Source organism: [Mycobacterium] manitobense, assembly GCF_025821665.1.
Taxonomy (GTDB): Bacteria; Actinomycetota; Actinomycetes; order Mycobacteriales; family Mycobacteriaceae; genus Mycobacterium; species Mycobacterium arseniciresistens.
In genome coordinates this window covers 58433-72609 of sequence record NZ_JACKSJ010000117.1, presented here as the reverse complement: position 1 = coordinate 72609, position 14177 = coordinate 58433, and the positions used below count along the sequence as shown (strand labels likewise).

Annotated in this window: 13 protein-coding genes; 7 read left to right on the top strand and 6 right to left on the bottom strand. The window is 69.3% G+C overall.

Annotated elements, in window-relative coordinates; all coding sequences use genetic code 11:
• Positions 1-178: 178 nt before the first annotated feature.
• The 5 genes from H7I41_RS14665 (at position 179) to H7I41_RS14645 (ending at position 5089) form a co-directional block, all read left to right on the top strand.
• Entirely contained in the window at positions 179-307 is a 129-nt protein-coding gene (locus H7I41_RS14665) for a hypothetical protein (protein WP_264013325.1), read from the top strand.
• Positions 308-382: 75 nt separating this feature from the next.
• Positions 383-1714 carry an MFS transporter gene (locus tag H7I41_RS14660; protein WP_264013324.1) on the top strand — a complete coding sequence of 444 codons (1332 nt, stop codon included), beginning with the start codon at positions 383-385 and terminating at the stop codon, positions 1712-1714.
• A 17-nt stretch (positions 1715-1731) separates the two neighbouring features.
• Positions 1732-2721 (top strand): LacI family DNA-binding transcriptional regulator, encoded by a 990-nt coding sequence (locus H7I41_RS14655; protein WP_264013323.1) that lies wholly within the window; start codon positions 1732-1734, stop codon positions 2719-2721.
• Between the two features lie 86 nt (positions 2722-2807).
• Positions 2808-4022 (top strand): cytochrome P450, encoded by a 1215-nt coding sequence (locus H7I41_RS14650; RefSeq protein ID WP_264013322.1) that lies wholly within the window; start codon positions 2808-2810, stop codon positions 4020-4022.
• Entirely contained in the window at positions 4019-5089 is a 1071-nt protein-coding gene (locus tag H7I41_RS14645; RefSeq protein WP_264013321.1) for a phosphotransferase, read from the top strand. The genes H7I41_RS14650 and H7I41_RS14645 overlap by 4 nt, the downstream gene beginning before the upstream one ends.
• Positions 5090-5096: 7 nt before the next feature.
• Here H7I41_RS14645 and H7I41_RS14640 read toward each other — a convergent pair whose 3' ends face one another.
• The 6 genes from H7I41_RS14640 to H7I41_RS14615 are packed head-to-tail and all read right to left on the bottom strand — an operon-like array spanning position 5097 to position 11918.
• Positions 5097-6392 carry an MFS transporter gene (locus H7I41_RS14640; protein WP_264013320.1) on the bottom strand — a complete coding sequence of 432 codons (1296 nt, stop codon included), beginning with the start codon at positions 6390-6392 and terminating at the stop codon, positions 5097-5099.
• A gap of 36 nt (positions 6393-6428) precedes the next feature.
• Positions 6429-7730, bottom strand: a complete 1302-nt coding sequence (locus tag H7I41_RS14635) for an MFS transporter (protein ID WP_264013319.1) — start codon at positions 7728-7730, stop codon at positions 6429-6431.
• 52 nt (positions 7731-7782) lie between these two features.
• Entirely contained in the window at positions 7783-9261 is a 1479-nt protein-coding gene (locus tag H7I41_RS14630; protein ID WP_264013318.1) for an adenylate/guanylate cyclase domain-containing protein, read from the bottom strand.
• A 22-nt stretch (positions 9262-9283) separates the two neighbouring features.
• Entirely contained in the window at positions 9284-9586 is a 303-nt protein-coding gene (locus tag H7I41_RS14625; protein ID WP_264013317.1) for a hypothetical protein, read from the bottom strand.
• Positions 9583-11085: a class I adenylate-forming enzyme family protein gene (locus tag H7I41_RS14620; RefSeq protein WP_264013316.1), complete on the bottom strand. Its 1503-nt coding sequence runs from the start codon at positions 11083-11085 to the stop codon at positions 9583-9585. Before H7I41_RS14620 ends, H7I41_RS14625 begins: the two co-directional genes overlap by 4 nt.
• Entirely contained in the window at positions 11082-11918 is an 837-nt protein-coding gene (locus H7I41_RS14615) for an SDR family oxidoreductase (RefSeq protein ID WP_264013315.1), read from the bottom strand. The genes H7I41_RS14620 and H7I41_RS14615 overlap by 4 nt, the downstream gene beginning before the upstream one ends.
• A 212-nt stretch (positions 11919-12130) precedes the next feature.
• Between H7I41_RS14615 and H7I41_RS14610 the strand changes: the two genes are divergently transcribed.
• The gene (locus tag H7I41_RS14610) at positions 12131-13708 is read left to right on the top strand and encodes a methylmalonyl-CoA mutase family protein (RefSeq protein WP_264013314.1); all 1578 of its coding nucleotides are present in this window, start codon (positions 12131-12133) and stop codon (positions 13706-13708) included.
• A complete protein-coding gene (locus tag H7I41_RS14605) occupies positions 13709-14119 on the top strand; it encodes a cobalamin B12-binding domain-containing protein (protein ID WP_264013313.1) in 411 nt (136 codons plus the stop codon). It abuts the gene before it with no gap.
• Positions 14120-14177 lie beyond the last annotated feature (58 nt).

Genomic DNA, 14177 nt, shown 5'->3' with positions numbered 1-14177 from the left:
CATGTGAGCAGTATGCAACCCGGCGGGCCCGGTGTGACGCGATCGTGTGGCCTGCATCCGGATCGGTTGCCGCAGTGCGCAACGTCACCGCCGTCGTGACCGACCTCACCGCGCTCCGCGACGTCGGCGGCGGCGCCGCGGCGTTGGATTGAACGAAGAGGCGACGAAAGGAAGGCCGATGAAGCGGCAACTGATGCGGCTGCGTGAGTACGTGGAGATGGTGTCCGACGTCAAGGCGATCAGCGAGGCCCTGGACAGGCGCCGGATCTCGGCGTCCGAGGCGTCGGAGGCGATCAGCCGGCTCTGACCGGCGAGGCCCGTCCGGCTCGGGCTCTGAACCACTACTTATGCGGGTAAGTGCGGTGTAGGCTCCCGTCTCGCCATGGACAGCCAGCCCGCCCCGGTCCGCCAGGCCGACACCGCCGCGGTGCGTAAGGCCGTCACCGGCGCGTCGATCGGCAATGCCGTCGAGTGGTTCGACTTCGCGATCTACGGCTTCCTGGCGACGTTCATCGCGGCGAACTTCTTTCCCTCCGGCGACGACACCGCCGCACTGCTCAAGACGTTCGCGATCTTCGCGGCGGCCTTCTTCATGCGTCCGCTCGGTGGATTCGTGTTCGGGCCGCTGGGCGACCGCATCGGCAGGCAGCGCGTGCTGGCCCTGGTGATCCTGCTGATGTCGGCCGCCACACTCGGGATCGGCCTGCTGCCCACCTATTCGGCGATCGGCGTCGCGGCCCCGCTGCTGCTGCTGGTCCTGCGCTGCCTGCAGGGCTTCTCCGCCGGCGGCGAATACGGCGGTGGCGCAGTGTATCTCGCAGAGTACGCCCGCGATCGCCGGCGCGGGCTGACCGTCACGTTCATCGCCTGGTCCGGTGTGCTGGGCTTCCTGCTCGGCTCGATCACCGTCACCGTCCTGCAGGCGACGCTGTCCACCGCGGTGATGGAGAGCTACGGCTGGCGCATCCCGTTCCTGATCGCCGCACCGCTCGGCCTGGTCGGCCTCTACATCCGGCTCAAGCTGGACGACACCCCGCAGTTCGAAGCGCTCAGCGCGTCCGACGACGTCGCCGCCTCGCCGCTGCGTGAGGCCGCCACCACGGCGCTGCGGCCCATCCTGCAGGTGATCGGCCTGTTCGTCGTCTTCAACGTCGGCTACTACGTGGTGTTCACGGTGCTGCCGACCTACATGATCAGCACGCTGCAGCTCAGCAGGACGACGTCGTTCGTCTCGGTCACGCTGGCCAGCCTGGTCGCGCTGGTGCTGATCCTGCCTCTCGCGGCGCTGTCGGACCGGATCGGTCGCAGGCCGCTGCTCATCGGCGGGGCGGTGGCATTCGCGGTGGGGGCGTATCCGTTGTTCCTGCTGCTGAACTCGGGCTCGGTGGTCGCCGCCGTCGTCGCGCACTGTGTGCTGGCGGCCGTCGAGTCGGTCTACGTGGCCGCGGCGGTGACCGCGGGGGTGGAACTGTTCGCCACCCGGGTCCGCTACAGCGGCTTCTCGATCGGCTACAACATCTCGGTCGCGGTGTTCGGCGGCACCACGCCCTACGTCGTCACCTGGCTGATCAGCGAGACCGGGAACAACCTCGCGCCGGCCGTCTACCTGATCGTCGCGGCGGTGGTGTCGGCGGCGACCCTGCTGACGCTGCGGGAGTCCGCGGGCCGCCCGCTGGCAGCCGGCGGTGCCGAGGCCCGTCGGTCTGTGGCCTGACGTGCGACGATGACCCCGTGGCAGTGAGAGGAGCGGCGAGGCCGACCAAGGCCGACGTGGCACGCCTCGCGAAGGTCTCGACGGCCACGGTCAGCTACGTGCTCAACAACGTCGAGGGTCAGCGGATCTCGCCGCAGACCAGGGCGGCGGTGCGCGACGCCGCCGACCGCCTCGGCTACCGGCCGAATCTCGCGGCCCGCAACCTCGCCGTCGGCGGCAGCGGTGTGGTGCTCTACATCGTCCCGCGGATCGCGCTCGGCGAACTGCCCATGGAGGTCGGCAGCCGGTTGACCACCGCGTTGGCCCGCCACGGCATCGTGTTGTCGCTGCAGTTCGAGACCGACGACGACCGCAATGTGATCGACGCCGTCACCGACCTCGATCCGGCGGCTGTCACCAGCGTGTTCCCCCTCACCGGTGCCGCGCTGGCGGCGGTGAGCGCCCGCGGCATCCCGCAGATCCACCTCGGCAGCGCCCAGCTGCGCGCGATGGGCGCGCTGCACCTGTCCATCGGCGAGCTGCGGATCGGCCACCTCGCCGAGCGCGGGCACCGCCGGATCGCCTTCGCCCACTCCGACATCGACCGCCTGCGCCCGCTGGGGGACTACTGGCTCGAGGGGTTGCGTATCGCAACACGTGCGCGAGGCATGCCCGACCTCGAGGTCGCCACCTTCGCCACCGACGGGACCGGCGCGGCCGATCAGGTGCGCACGCTCGTCGACGACGGAGTGACAGCGGTCTGCGCCCAGAGCGACGAGACGGCCTTCGTGGTGCTGCACGGGCTGCGCCAGGCGGGTCTGCGCTGCCCCGAGGACCTGGCCGTGATGGGCGTCGACGCCCGCCCGCTCGGCGCGGTGAGCGGACCGCCGCTGACCTCTGTGGGTTTCGACGCACGGGTGATCGTCGAGGTGTCCGTCGCCGCGATGATGGCCGAGCTCGGCTACCCCACCGAGCACGACCCGGGCATCGACCACGTGGCCACGCTGATCCAGCGCGAATCGACCTGATCACTAAGCCGACCGCTTAACAGATCGGGGGTTACTTGTAATACTTACGCGTGTAAGCTGCCTCTCGCGTAAAGAGAGGGTTTTCCGTGACCGTGAGTGCCAGCCCCGGCGTCTACTTCGACCCCTATTTCGATCCCTACGATGTCGAACTCAATGCCGACCCCTATCCCATGTTCAAGCGCCTGCGCGAAGAGGCGCCGCTCTACTACAACGCCCAGCACGACTTCTATGCGGTGAGCCGGTTCGAGGACGTCTGCAAGGCGCTCGTCGACCACGGCACGTTCAGCTCCGCGCGCGGTGCGATCGTCGAGCTCATCAAGGCCAACATCGACATCCCGCCGGGCACGGTGATCTTCGAGGACCCGCCGATCCACGACATCCACCGCAAGCTGCTCGCCCGGATGTTCACCCCGCGCAAGGTCAACGCGTTGGAGCCCAAGATCCGCGAATTCTGCGCCCAGAGCCTCGATCCGGCGATGGAGTCGGGACGGTTCGACTTCATCACCGACTTCGGCGCCATCATGCCGATGAGGGTGATCAGCGCACTGCTCGGCATACCCGAGGAGGACCAGGAGAAGATCCGCGACCACGGCAACGCGCAGCTGCGCACCGAGGCGGGCAAGCCGATGGCAGCCGCGCAGGACGGCCTGGTCGACGGCTCCATCTTCGAGGCCTACATCGACTGGCGCACGGAGAACCCCTCCGACGACATCATGACCGAGCTGCTCAACGTCGAATTCACCGACGAGCACGGGGTCAAGCGCCACCTCAGCCGCGAGGAACTGCTGATCTACATCAACGTCGTCGCCGGCGCGGGCAACGAGACCACCACCCGCCTGATCGGCTGGGCGGCCAAGGTGCTCGCCGAACATCCCGACCAGCGCCGCGAACTCGTCGAGAACCCGTCGCTCATCCCGCAGGCGATCGAGGAGCTGCTGCGCTTCGAGCCGCCCGCGCCGCACGTCGCGCGCTACGTCACCCGGGACGTCGAGATCCACGGCCAGACCGTGCCGGAGGGCAGCGTGATGATGATGCTGATCGGCGCGGCGGTGCGCGATCACCGGCAGTTCCCGCCCGACGGCGACGTGTTCGACATCCACCGCGAACCGCGCCAGCACCTCGCGTTCAGTGTCGGCACCCACTACTGCCTCGGCTCGGCGCTGGCCCGGCTGGAGGGCCGCATCGCGCTCGAGGAGATCCTCAAACGCTTCCCGGAATGGGACGTCGACATGGCCAACGCCGCCCTCTCGCCCACTTCGACTGTGCGCGGCTGGGATTCGATGCCCGCCATCGTCCGATGACCAGCGTCGAGTTGACGGTCCCGAACGACTGGGACGACATCACCGGTGTCTGGATGACCGCGGCGCTCAGTGATCACCACCCGGACGCGGTGGTGGGCTCGGTCAGTGTCGACCTGCGCGACGACGGCACCAACCGGCGGGCCCGGCTGCGGCTGGGTTACACCTCGGGTTCGGGGCCGGAGACGGTGTTCGTCAAGGCGGTCGACCCCGGCCATCGCGATCTGGTGCGGCTGACCAGTGGGCTTTTCCACGAGCCCCGATTGTTCAACTCGGGCGTCGAGCTGCCGCTGGAACACCCGACCGTGTACGCCGCCGTGATCGACGAGGCCCGCGAGGACTTCATCCTGGTCATGGAGGACCTGACGGCCCGTGACGCCGACCCGCGCGACGCCACCCGCCCGCTGACCGCCGAACAGGCGGCGACCGGGGTGCGGGGTCTGGCCCGGATGCACGGAAAGTACTGGGGCGCACGGTCGCAGACACCCGAACTGGAATGGCTGGAATCGTTCGTGCCCTGGGAGGGCATGGGCGCGGCGCCCCTGCAGGCCGCGCTCGACCGACTGGGTGACGACGCGCCGGACGAGGTGATGGCACTGACCATCGGCGGACTCATCGGCGACATCTGGGCGCCCTACATCCGCAGCCTGACGAAGTCGCCGCAGACACTGCTGCACGGCGATCCGCACATCGGCAACACCTACCTGCTGCCCACCGGCGAGATCGGATTCCTGGACTGGCAGGTCGCCCGGCGCGGCAACTGGTCGCTGGACCTGGGGTACTTCCTGCAGGGCGCGCTGACCACCGAGGACCGTCGCAGCAGCGAACGCGACCTGCTCGAGGAGTACCGCGGTTCGCTCGGCCTGCCCGCCGACGAGGCGCCGTCGTCCGACGAGGTCTGGCTGCGCTACCGGGCGTCGGTGGCACACGGTCTGACGCTGTGGCTGTGCACCGCCAGCGCGGGCGAACTGTGGCAGCGCCCCGACATCGCTCTGGCCCTGGCGCAACGCTATTCGTTCGCCTACGCCGACCTACGCACCGCCGAGGCGATCGCAGCGATCGACACCTGACACGCGGTCACGCGGCCGGGTTGCCCCGCCATGGGCCGGGCATCAGACTCACCGCGATCGCCGAGATCACCGAAACCCCGATCAGGTACGCCGCGATCGAGTCGCTGGTCCCGGTGGCGGCGTAGAGGGCGGTGGCGATGGTCGGTGCGAACGCCGAACCGACCACCTGCGACAGGGTGTAGCCCACCGACACCCCGCTGTAGCGCACGTCGGGGTCGAACACCAGGCTGAACAACGACCCCGTCACGCCTGCCGCGGGCGCCATCGCGATGCCGAACACCAGGACGAGCGCGAGCAGGAACAACCCGGGGTCACCGGTGTCGATGAGCGCGAAAACGGGCACCACGGACACACCCATCGCGACCACGCCGGTCAGGAACACCGGCTTGCGCCCCACCCGGTCCGACAGCGCGCCGAACAGCGGGTAGAGCACCACCGCCACCAGTGCGGCGACGAACACGCCGAAAAGCGCCTGCGCCCGGCTGATCCCGGCGACCGTGGTGGCGTAGGACACCAGGTACGCCACGCAGATGTAGGCGAACACACCCTGGGACAGGTAGGCGCCGGCCACCAGCAGGATCTCACGCCAGTGCCTGCGGAACGCCGCCACGATCGGCATACGCACCACGGCGGCGCGCTCACGCACCGCGGTGAAATCCGGGCTCTCCGCGATGGACAGCCGGATCACCAGTCCGATGACGATGAGAAGTGCGCTGGCCAGGAAGGGGATTCGCCAGCCCCAGGACAGGAACCGGTCGTCGGGCAGCAGCGACACCGCGTAGAAGGCGAGTGTGGCCGTCGCGGTGCCCGCGGGCGCACCCATCTGCGGAAAGGCGCCGTAGAGGCCCTTTCTGGCCGCCGGCGCGTGCTCGACGGCCATCAGTGTGGCGCCGCCCCACTCGCCGCCGACCGCGAACCCCTGCACCAATCGCAGCAGGGTCAACAGGACCGGCGCGGCCCACCCGATCTGTGCGTAGGTCGGCAACAGCCCCATCAGCACCGTCGACAGGCCCATCAGCAGCAGCGAGTACACCAGCATCCGTTTGCGGCCGATGCGATCACCGAAGTGCCCGAACACCATTCCGCCCAGCGGCCGGGCGAAGAACCCGACCCCGAAGGTGGCGAACGACAGCAGCAGTCCCATCGCGGGCGAGACGTCGGGGAAGAAGAGTCTCGGGAAGACCAGGGCGGCCGCGGTGCCGTAGATCAGGAAGTCGTAGTACTCGACGGTGGTGCCGATGAAGCTGGCCAGCGCGACCCGCAGACCCGAGGTGCGCGGCGGCAAGCCCGCGGGGGTGGTCATGGGTCACGGTATCGCGTGATCGCCCGCCCGGCAGGCTTATTCGACGATGTCGCGCAGCGGTCGGCCCGCGGTCTCCCGCATCGTCATGATGGTGGCGAGGGTGATGACGGCGGCGACGACGAGATAGATCGCAGGGGCGAGTTCGTTGCCGGTGCGGTCGGTCAGCCAGGTGGCGATGTAGGGCGTGGTGCCGCCGAACAGGGCGACCGACGTGTTGTAGCCGATCGAGTAGCCACTGGAGCGCACCTTGGTGGCGAATAGTTCCGCGCCCGCGGCAAGCGAGGCCGAGACGAACACCGCCTCCAGCGCGGACAGGCCGGCATGGGCGGCGACGGCCGCCGCCAGCGATCCCGAGTTCAGCAGCCAGAACAGCGGATAGCTGAACACCGCGAACCCGACTGCGCCCGCGATCAGCAGTGGTTTGCGGCCCACCCGGTCCGACAGCGCACCCAACGGGAGGATCAGCACGAGCGCCACGACGCTGGCCACCGTGATGGAGACGAACGCGTCGGTCTTGGTGAAGCCAAGTGTCTCGGTGAAGTAGCTCGGCAGGAAGGTGAAGACCACGTAGAAACCCACGTTGTGGATGATCACCAGGCCGATGATCTGCAGGATGGGGCGCCACGAGGTGGTGACCGCCTCGCGCAGCGGTGACTCGGAGACCTCGCCGGACTCCTTGAGCCGCTCGAACTCCGGTGTGTCGCCGAGGCGGAGACGGATGTAGAGGCCGACGCCGCCGAGCACTCCGGCGATCAGGAACGGGATGCGCCACCCGTAGCTCTCCATCGCCTGCTCGCTCAGCGCGGCCTCGAGCAGGGTGACGGTGATGGACCCGAGCAGGAAGCCGATCACCACCGACCAGACCAGGAACGCCACCACGAAGCCGCGGTGGCGGTTTGGCGCGTACTCCGCGAGAAAGCATGCTCCGCTGCCGTACTCGCCGCCGGCGGAGAAGCCCTGCAGGCACCGCAGCACCAGAAGCAGCGCCGGGGCGAACACGCCGATCGAGTCGTAGCTGGGCACCAGGCCGATGGCGAAGGTCGACGCCGACATCAGCAGGATGACGAGCGCGAGCACCCGCTGGCGCCCGATCCGGTCGGCGAGCGGCCCGAAGAACAGTCCGCCCAGCGGCCGCATGAAGAACGCGGCGGCGAAGATGGCGAAGGTGCTCAGCAGTGCGGCGGTCTCGTCGCCGGACGGGAAGAACTTCGCGGCGATGTAGGTGGCGAGGAACCCGTAGACGGCGAAGTCGAACCATTCGACGGTGTTGCCGATCGCCGCACCGCGCACGGCCTGGCGTACCGCCGCCGGTTCGGCGGCCCTGACATCGGAGGTCATGTCCGGGGGTTCCCGGTGGCGTTCGGGATGTAACCTGCCGATCGCGACCGGATCAGCGGGCGGCGGTCGGCGCCCACATGTCGGTGGGTTCGGCCCGGCCGCGCAGCACCTCCCGGCTGTGCTCGGCCCACCGTCGCCGTTCGGTGTCGTCGGCTGCGCGCAGCGCGACGCCTGAGCACAGCACCCGGGCATCGACGCCCTTGGCGCGGTCGGCGAGCCGCGCGGCCTCGTTGACTGCGTCGCCGACGACGGTGTACTCGTAGCGGTTCTCCGCGCCGATGTTGCCGGCGAACACCGGACCGGCCGACACCCCGATGCCGAAGTCGACTGACAGGCATCCCAATTCGATGCTCAGGGTTCTTGCGGTGGTCAGCGCCGCGGTGGCCGGCCGATCGATGGGCAGCGGTGCGCCGAACACCGCGAGCGCGGCGTCGCCCTGGAACTTGTTGACCAGGCCATGGTTGTCGTCGACGGCGGCGACCACGATGCGGAAGAAATCGTTGAGGATGTCGGCCACCTGCTGGGGGTCCCGGTGGGTGGCCAGTTCGGTGGACCCGACGAGGTCGATGAACAGCACCGCGGCCTCGCGCACGTCACCGGCGACGGCTTCGGTGCCCTCGATCGCGCGGCGGACCACCTCGGGACCGACGTGGCGGCCGAACAGGTCGCGCAACCGGTCCCGTTCGCGCAGCCCGATCACCATCCGGTTGAAGCCACTCTGCAGACGCCCGATCTCGGACCGTTCGTAGACGTCGACGAGGCGGCCGATGTCGCCGCGCTCGACCTCGGCCATCGCCGCCACCACGTCGCGCACCGGATCGGAGATCGACCGCGAGACGACGATCATCGCCCGCAGGCCGAGCATGACCGCGACGATGGCGAGCACCAGCACCGGGACCTCCACCGACGCGTCCCGGGAGATCAGCCAGCCGTTGCGGCGCAACATGGTCAGGGCGACGATGCCGGCGCCGGGCAGCGCGGTGCACACCGTCCACATCAGGATCAGCCGCGCGCGGACACCCGGGACGGCCTCGGCGTGCGCGAGGTCCCCGGCGGTCACGGTCATCACCGGCCGCAGCGTGCTCTGGGTGAACAGGAAGCCGGTGGCCACCGTCGCGGTCGTCCCGAACAGCACCGCGAAGGCGATCACCGCCATGACGCCGCCGCCCTCATCAGCGTTGAGGGAGAGCATCACCGCGGCGGCAACGGCCCACGGCGTCAACAGGATCGCCGACTGCCAGTGGGTCAGGTTGCGGACCGTCCGAAGGTTGCCCAGATCCCGATCGCCGCCCTTCAGCAGGCGGAGGGCCGGCTCGATCAGCAGGACGCCGCCGACCGAGACGGCTGCGGTGCCGACGGCGACCAGCACGACGGTGGCGATCAGATTCTGTCTGCTGAGCAGGGCCTGGGCGTCGGTGACGCTCTGCGCGCTCAGTGAGACGGCGATCGCGACCACCTCGGCGGCGGTCAGTAGGTAGGCAAGCGCGAGTCCGGCGCCATATCTGGCGCGCAGTCGGCCGGGCGGCGCCACGACCCCTCGCCCCGATACCTCGTCAGTCGCTGGCGGGCAGCGGCTTGGCCTCCTTGAGGCTGAGTGGGGTGTCCCCGACGGCCAGCGTGCCCTTTCCGGCCTTGGTCACCAACACTTCGGCGCCGTTGTCGTCGACGTAGCGCTTGCCCATCACGTTCCCGTCGGACAGCGCCGGGTCGAGGGTCGCGTCGGCCGCTTTCTCCCCGTCCAGCGGCACCATCGGTGCGCCGCCGGCCCGCAGGTCGTCGAGGCTCTCGGCGCTGCGCACCACGATCACCTGGGTGTCGCAGACCTGGCTCTGCAGGCGGGTGCCGTTCTTGATCATGCTGGCTCCTTCGTGGCCGTCTGGAATTCGTGGATCAGCTCGCGGCGCAGGACCTTGCCGGTGGCGTTGGTGGGCAGTTCGTCGCGGAACACCACGCGGTCGGGGGTGCGCGAGCCGCGCAGGTGGCTGCGGACGTGCTCGCGCAGCAGGTCCGGGTCGGGGTCGGCTCCGGCGGCGGGGACGACGACGGCGACGATGATCTGGCCCCACTGCGGGTCCTCGGGCCCGATCACCGCGACGTCGTGGACGTCGGGGTGTTCGACGAGTACGTCCTCGATCTCGGCGGGCGCGATGTTCTCGCCGCCGCGGATGATGGTGTCGTCGGACCGGCCGCCGATGAACAGGTAGCCCTGCTCGTCGAGCAGCGCGACGTCCCTCGTGGGGAACCAGCCCTCGGCGTCGAGCACCGAACCGATCTCGGCGTAGCGACCGGACACCTGATCGCCGCGCACATAGAGCTCACCGGTCTCACCGGGCCCGAGCACGGTGCCGTCGTCGGCGCGGATCTGCACCTCGATGCCGGGCACCACCTGGCCGACCGAGCCGAGACGGCGCGCCGCGACCGGATCGTCGGCGCCGAACGCCGCACGGTGGTCGTCGGGTCCGAGCACGGCGATCGTCGAGCTGGTCTCGGTGAGGCCGTAGGCGTTGACGAAGCCGACGTCGGGCAGGAGCTCGAGCGCGGTGCGCACCAGCGGCAGCGCCACCTTGGATCCGCCGTAGGCGAGGTTGCGCAGCGTCGGCAACTCGACCGGTTCGCTCTGCAGCGCCGTCACGATGCGATCGAGCATCGTGGGCACCACGGTCGCCGTCGTGACGTGCTCGTCGCGGATCAGCCGGATCCATTCGCGGGCGTCGAAGATGGGCAGATACACCATCTTCCGGCCGGCGTAGAGGTTGGACATCGCCGCGCCGACCCCGGCGATGTGGTAGGGCGGCACGCAGATCAGCGAGGCGTCTTCTTCTGCGGCGGAGCCGAACTCGACGGTGCCGGTGACGTAACTCGTCAGGTTGTTGTGGGTGAGCTCGACCGCCTTCGGTCGCGACGTGGTGCCCGAGGTGAAGAGCACCACCGCGACGGCATCGGGGTCGGCGAACTCGGCGACCGGTTCGGCCGTGCGGGCGGCCGCGAGGAAGTCGTCGGAGGTCATCGTCTGGCGTCCGGCCTCGCCGACGACGTCGCGGTAGTCGGCGTCGGCGATCACCAGCGCGTCGGGGAGCCGCTCGATCAGTTCGCGCAGCCCGTCGCGGCTGAGCCGGTAGTTCAGCGGGGTGAACGGCACGGCGGCGCGCGCGGAGGCGAACAGCAGCAGCGGCAACATCGCCCCGCCGGTGCCCACATAGGCGACGTGCGCGGCGCCGGATGCGGTGATCACGCCCGCTCCGCCGTCGGCGAGGGCGCTGAGCTCGCCCGCGCTCAGCCGCAGGTCGTTGGAGACCACGGCGGTGCGGCCGGGATCGCTGGACGAGGCCATCTCCAGCAGCAGGGAGATGCTCATGGCCGGTCCGCCTCGTCGACGAAGATGTCCAGGGTGGGGTTGTCTCCGCCACCGTAGCGGGTCAGGTCGGTGATTCCCGCCGAAGCCAGCACCTCGGAGTCGATGTAGCAGTTGCCGGTGGCCTCACGCGCAGGCCGGGACAGCACCTCGACGGCGGCGTCGGCCATGATCTCCGGGCTGCGGGCCGATTCGAGCGCCTTCTCGCCGATGTGCGCGACCGCGGCGGTGGCGATGTAGGTCTGCGGCCACAGGCAGTTGAACGCGATGCCGGCTTCCGCGTACTCGGCGGCCCAGCCCTGCGACAGCAGGGTCATCCCGTACTTCGACAGCGTGTAGGACGGGTGGGCGCCCAGCCAGTGCGGACTGAGATTCAGCGGCGGCGCGAGCGTGAGGACGTGGGCGTTGGCCGAGTTGCGCAGGTGCGGCAGCGCGGCCTTGGTCAGCAGGAACGTGCCGCGCAGGTTGATGTCCATCATCAGGTCGAACTTCTTGGCGGCCAGCGCCTCGGTCGGCTCGGTGGCGATCGCGCTGGCGTTGTTCACCACGATGTCGATCCCGCCGAAGTGCTCGACGGCGGCCTCGATTGCGCGCGCGACGTCCTCTTCCTTGCGCACGTCGCCCACGACGGGCACGGCCTTGCCGCCCGCGGCCTCGATGTCGGCGACCGCGGTGTGCACGGTGCCGGGCAGCTTGGGATGTGGTTCGGCGGTCTTGGCCAGCAGCACGACGTTGGCCCCGTGCCGGGCGGCGCCGATCGCGATCGCCAGGCCGATGCCCCGGCTGCCGCCGGAGACCACCATGGTGCGGTCGGTGAACGCTTGCTCGCTGGACATGGGCCTCCTCGGACTTGCCCTCGATGGTATTGGCATTCTCTTTTGACGCAAGTGCCGTAATCATCGATTGTCTCTCACGAGCCGCCGAGGTCGGCGCGGGGGTGTCCGGTGCGGGCAGGGGGTCATCAGGCGCAGGTGAGGCGCGGACGTGGGCGCTCATTTCCCGCAAGTGGTATTGGCATTCTCATTTTTTGCAAGTACGTTATCCATCGATGACCGACTCCGTGCAGACCTCCTCGGGCATCCCGCTCGAGCCCGTCTACGGGCCCGCCGACCGGGAAGCCGACCCGCCGCCCCCTGGCGGCTATCCGTTCACCCGCGGCAACTTCGCGTCCGGGTACCGCGGGAAGCTGTGGACGTTCCGGCAGTATTCCGGATTCGGCACCGCCGAGGAGTCGAACCGCCGCTACCGGTACCTGCTCGACCAGGGCGGCACCGGGCTGTCCGTCGCGCTGGACCTGCCCACCCAGTGCGGCTACGACTCCGACGATCCCGAGTACGGCGAGGAGGTGGGCCGCGTCGGCGTCGCGGTCGACACGCTCGCCGACGCGGAGATCCTGTTCGACTCGATCCCGCTGGACAAGATCAGCACCAGCTTCACCATCAACGGCACAGCGGCGATCCTGCTCGCCTTCTACGTCGCGGCGGCGGAGAAGGCCGGGGTGCCCCGCGAGAAGCTCACCGGCACGATCCAGAACGACATCCTCAAGGAATACGCGTCGCGCGGGACCTGGATCTGGCCGCCCGAGCCGTCACTGCGGCTGATCGCCGACACCATCGAGTTCTGCGCCGCCGAGGTGCCGCGGTTCAACGCGATCTCGGTGGCCGGTGCGCACTTCCGCGACGCCGGCGCCAACGCCGTGCAGGAGATGGCGTTCACCCTGGCCGACGGCGTGACCTACTGCGACACCGTCGTCGAACGCGGCCGGATGAGCATCGACAAGTTCGCGCCGCAGATCTCGTTCTTCTTCTACACCCACGGCGACTTCTTCGAGGAGATCGCCAAGTACCGCGCGGGCCGGCGGCGCTGGGCGACGATCGTGCGCGAGCGGTACGGCTCGACCAGTGACAAGGCGTCGATGTTCCGCTTCGGCTGCGTGTCCGGCGGCGCGTCGCTGTACGCACCGCAGGCGCAGAACAACGTGGTGCGCATCGCCTACGAGGCGATGGCGTCGGTGCTCGGCGGCGTGCAGTCGATGTTCACCGCCGCATGGGACGAGCCGTTCGCGCTGCCCAGCGAGGAGTCGGCGACGCTCGCGCTGCGCACCCAGCAGATTCTGGCCTACGAGACCGGGGTGACCCGGGTGGCCGACCCGCTGGGCGGGTCCTACTTCGTCGAGGCGCTCACCGACGCCACCGAGGAGAAGATCGTCGAGATCATGCACGACCTCGAGGCGCACGGCGGGATGGTGCGCTGCATCGAGGACGGCTACCTCCAGGGCCTGATCGCCGACGAGGCCTACAAGATCCACAAAGAGGTCGAGTCGGGGGAGCGGCCGGTGGTGGGCGTCAACAAGTTCGTCACCGCCGAACCGCCGCCGGACATCGACACCTACGAACTCGACGCGCAAGGGCGCGACCTTCAGCTCAAGCGGCTGGCGAAGGTCAAGGCCGAGCGGGACAACGTCGCGGTGAAGGAAGCACTTGCCGCCCTCGCGCGGTCGGCCGAGGGAGACGACAACCTGATGCACAAGCTGGTCGACTGCGCGAACGCGTACTGCACGGTCGGCGAGATGGTGTCCACGCTGAAGTCGGTGTGGGGCGAGTTCCAGCAGCCGGTGGTGTTCTAGATGACCGCGTCAGCTCCCGCGCGCGTGCTCGTCGCCAAACCGGGCCTCGACGGACACGACCGTGGCGCCAAGATCGTCGCGCGCACCCTGCGCGACGCCGGGTTCGAGGTCATCTACACCGGCATCCGCCAGCGCATCGAGGACATCGTGTCGATCGCGCTGCAGGAGGACGTCTCGCTGGTCGGCCTGTCGATCCTGTCCGGGGCGCACGTGGCGCTCACCGCGCGCACCGTCGATGCGCTGCGGGCCGCCGACGCGGGGGACATCGCCGTCGTGGTCGGCGGCACGATCCCGCAGAGCGACGTGCCAAAGCTGCTGGAAGCGGGTGCGGCCGCGGTCTTCCCGACCGGCACCTCGCTGGAGGACCTGGTGCGTGACGTGCGTGCGCTGACCGACAAGGCGACCCAGTGACGAATGTGAAACGTCGGCGGTTTTCGGCCCTGAATCCCGCCGAGGATTCACACTCGGC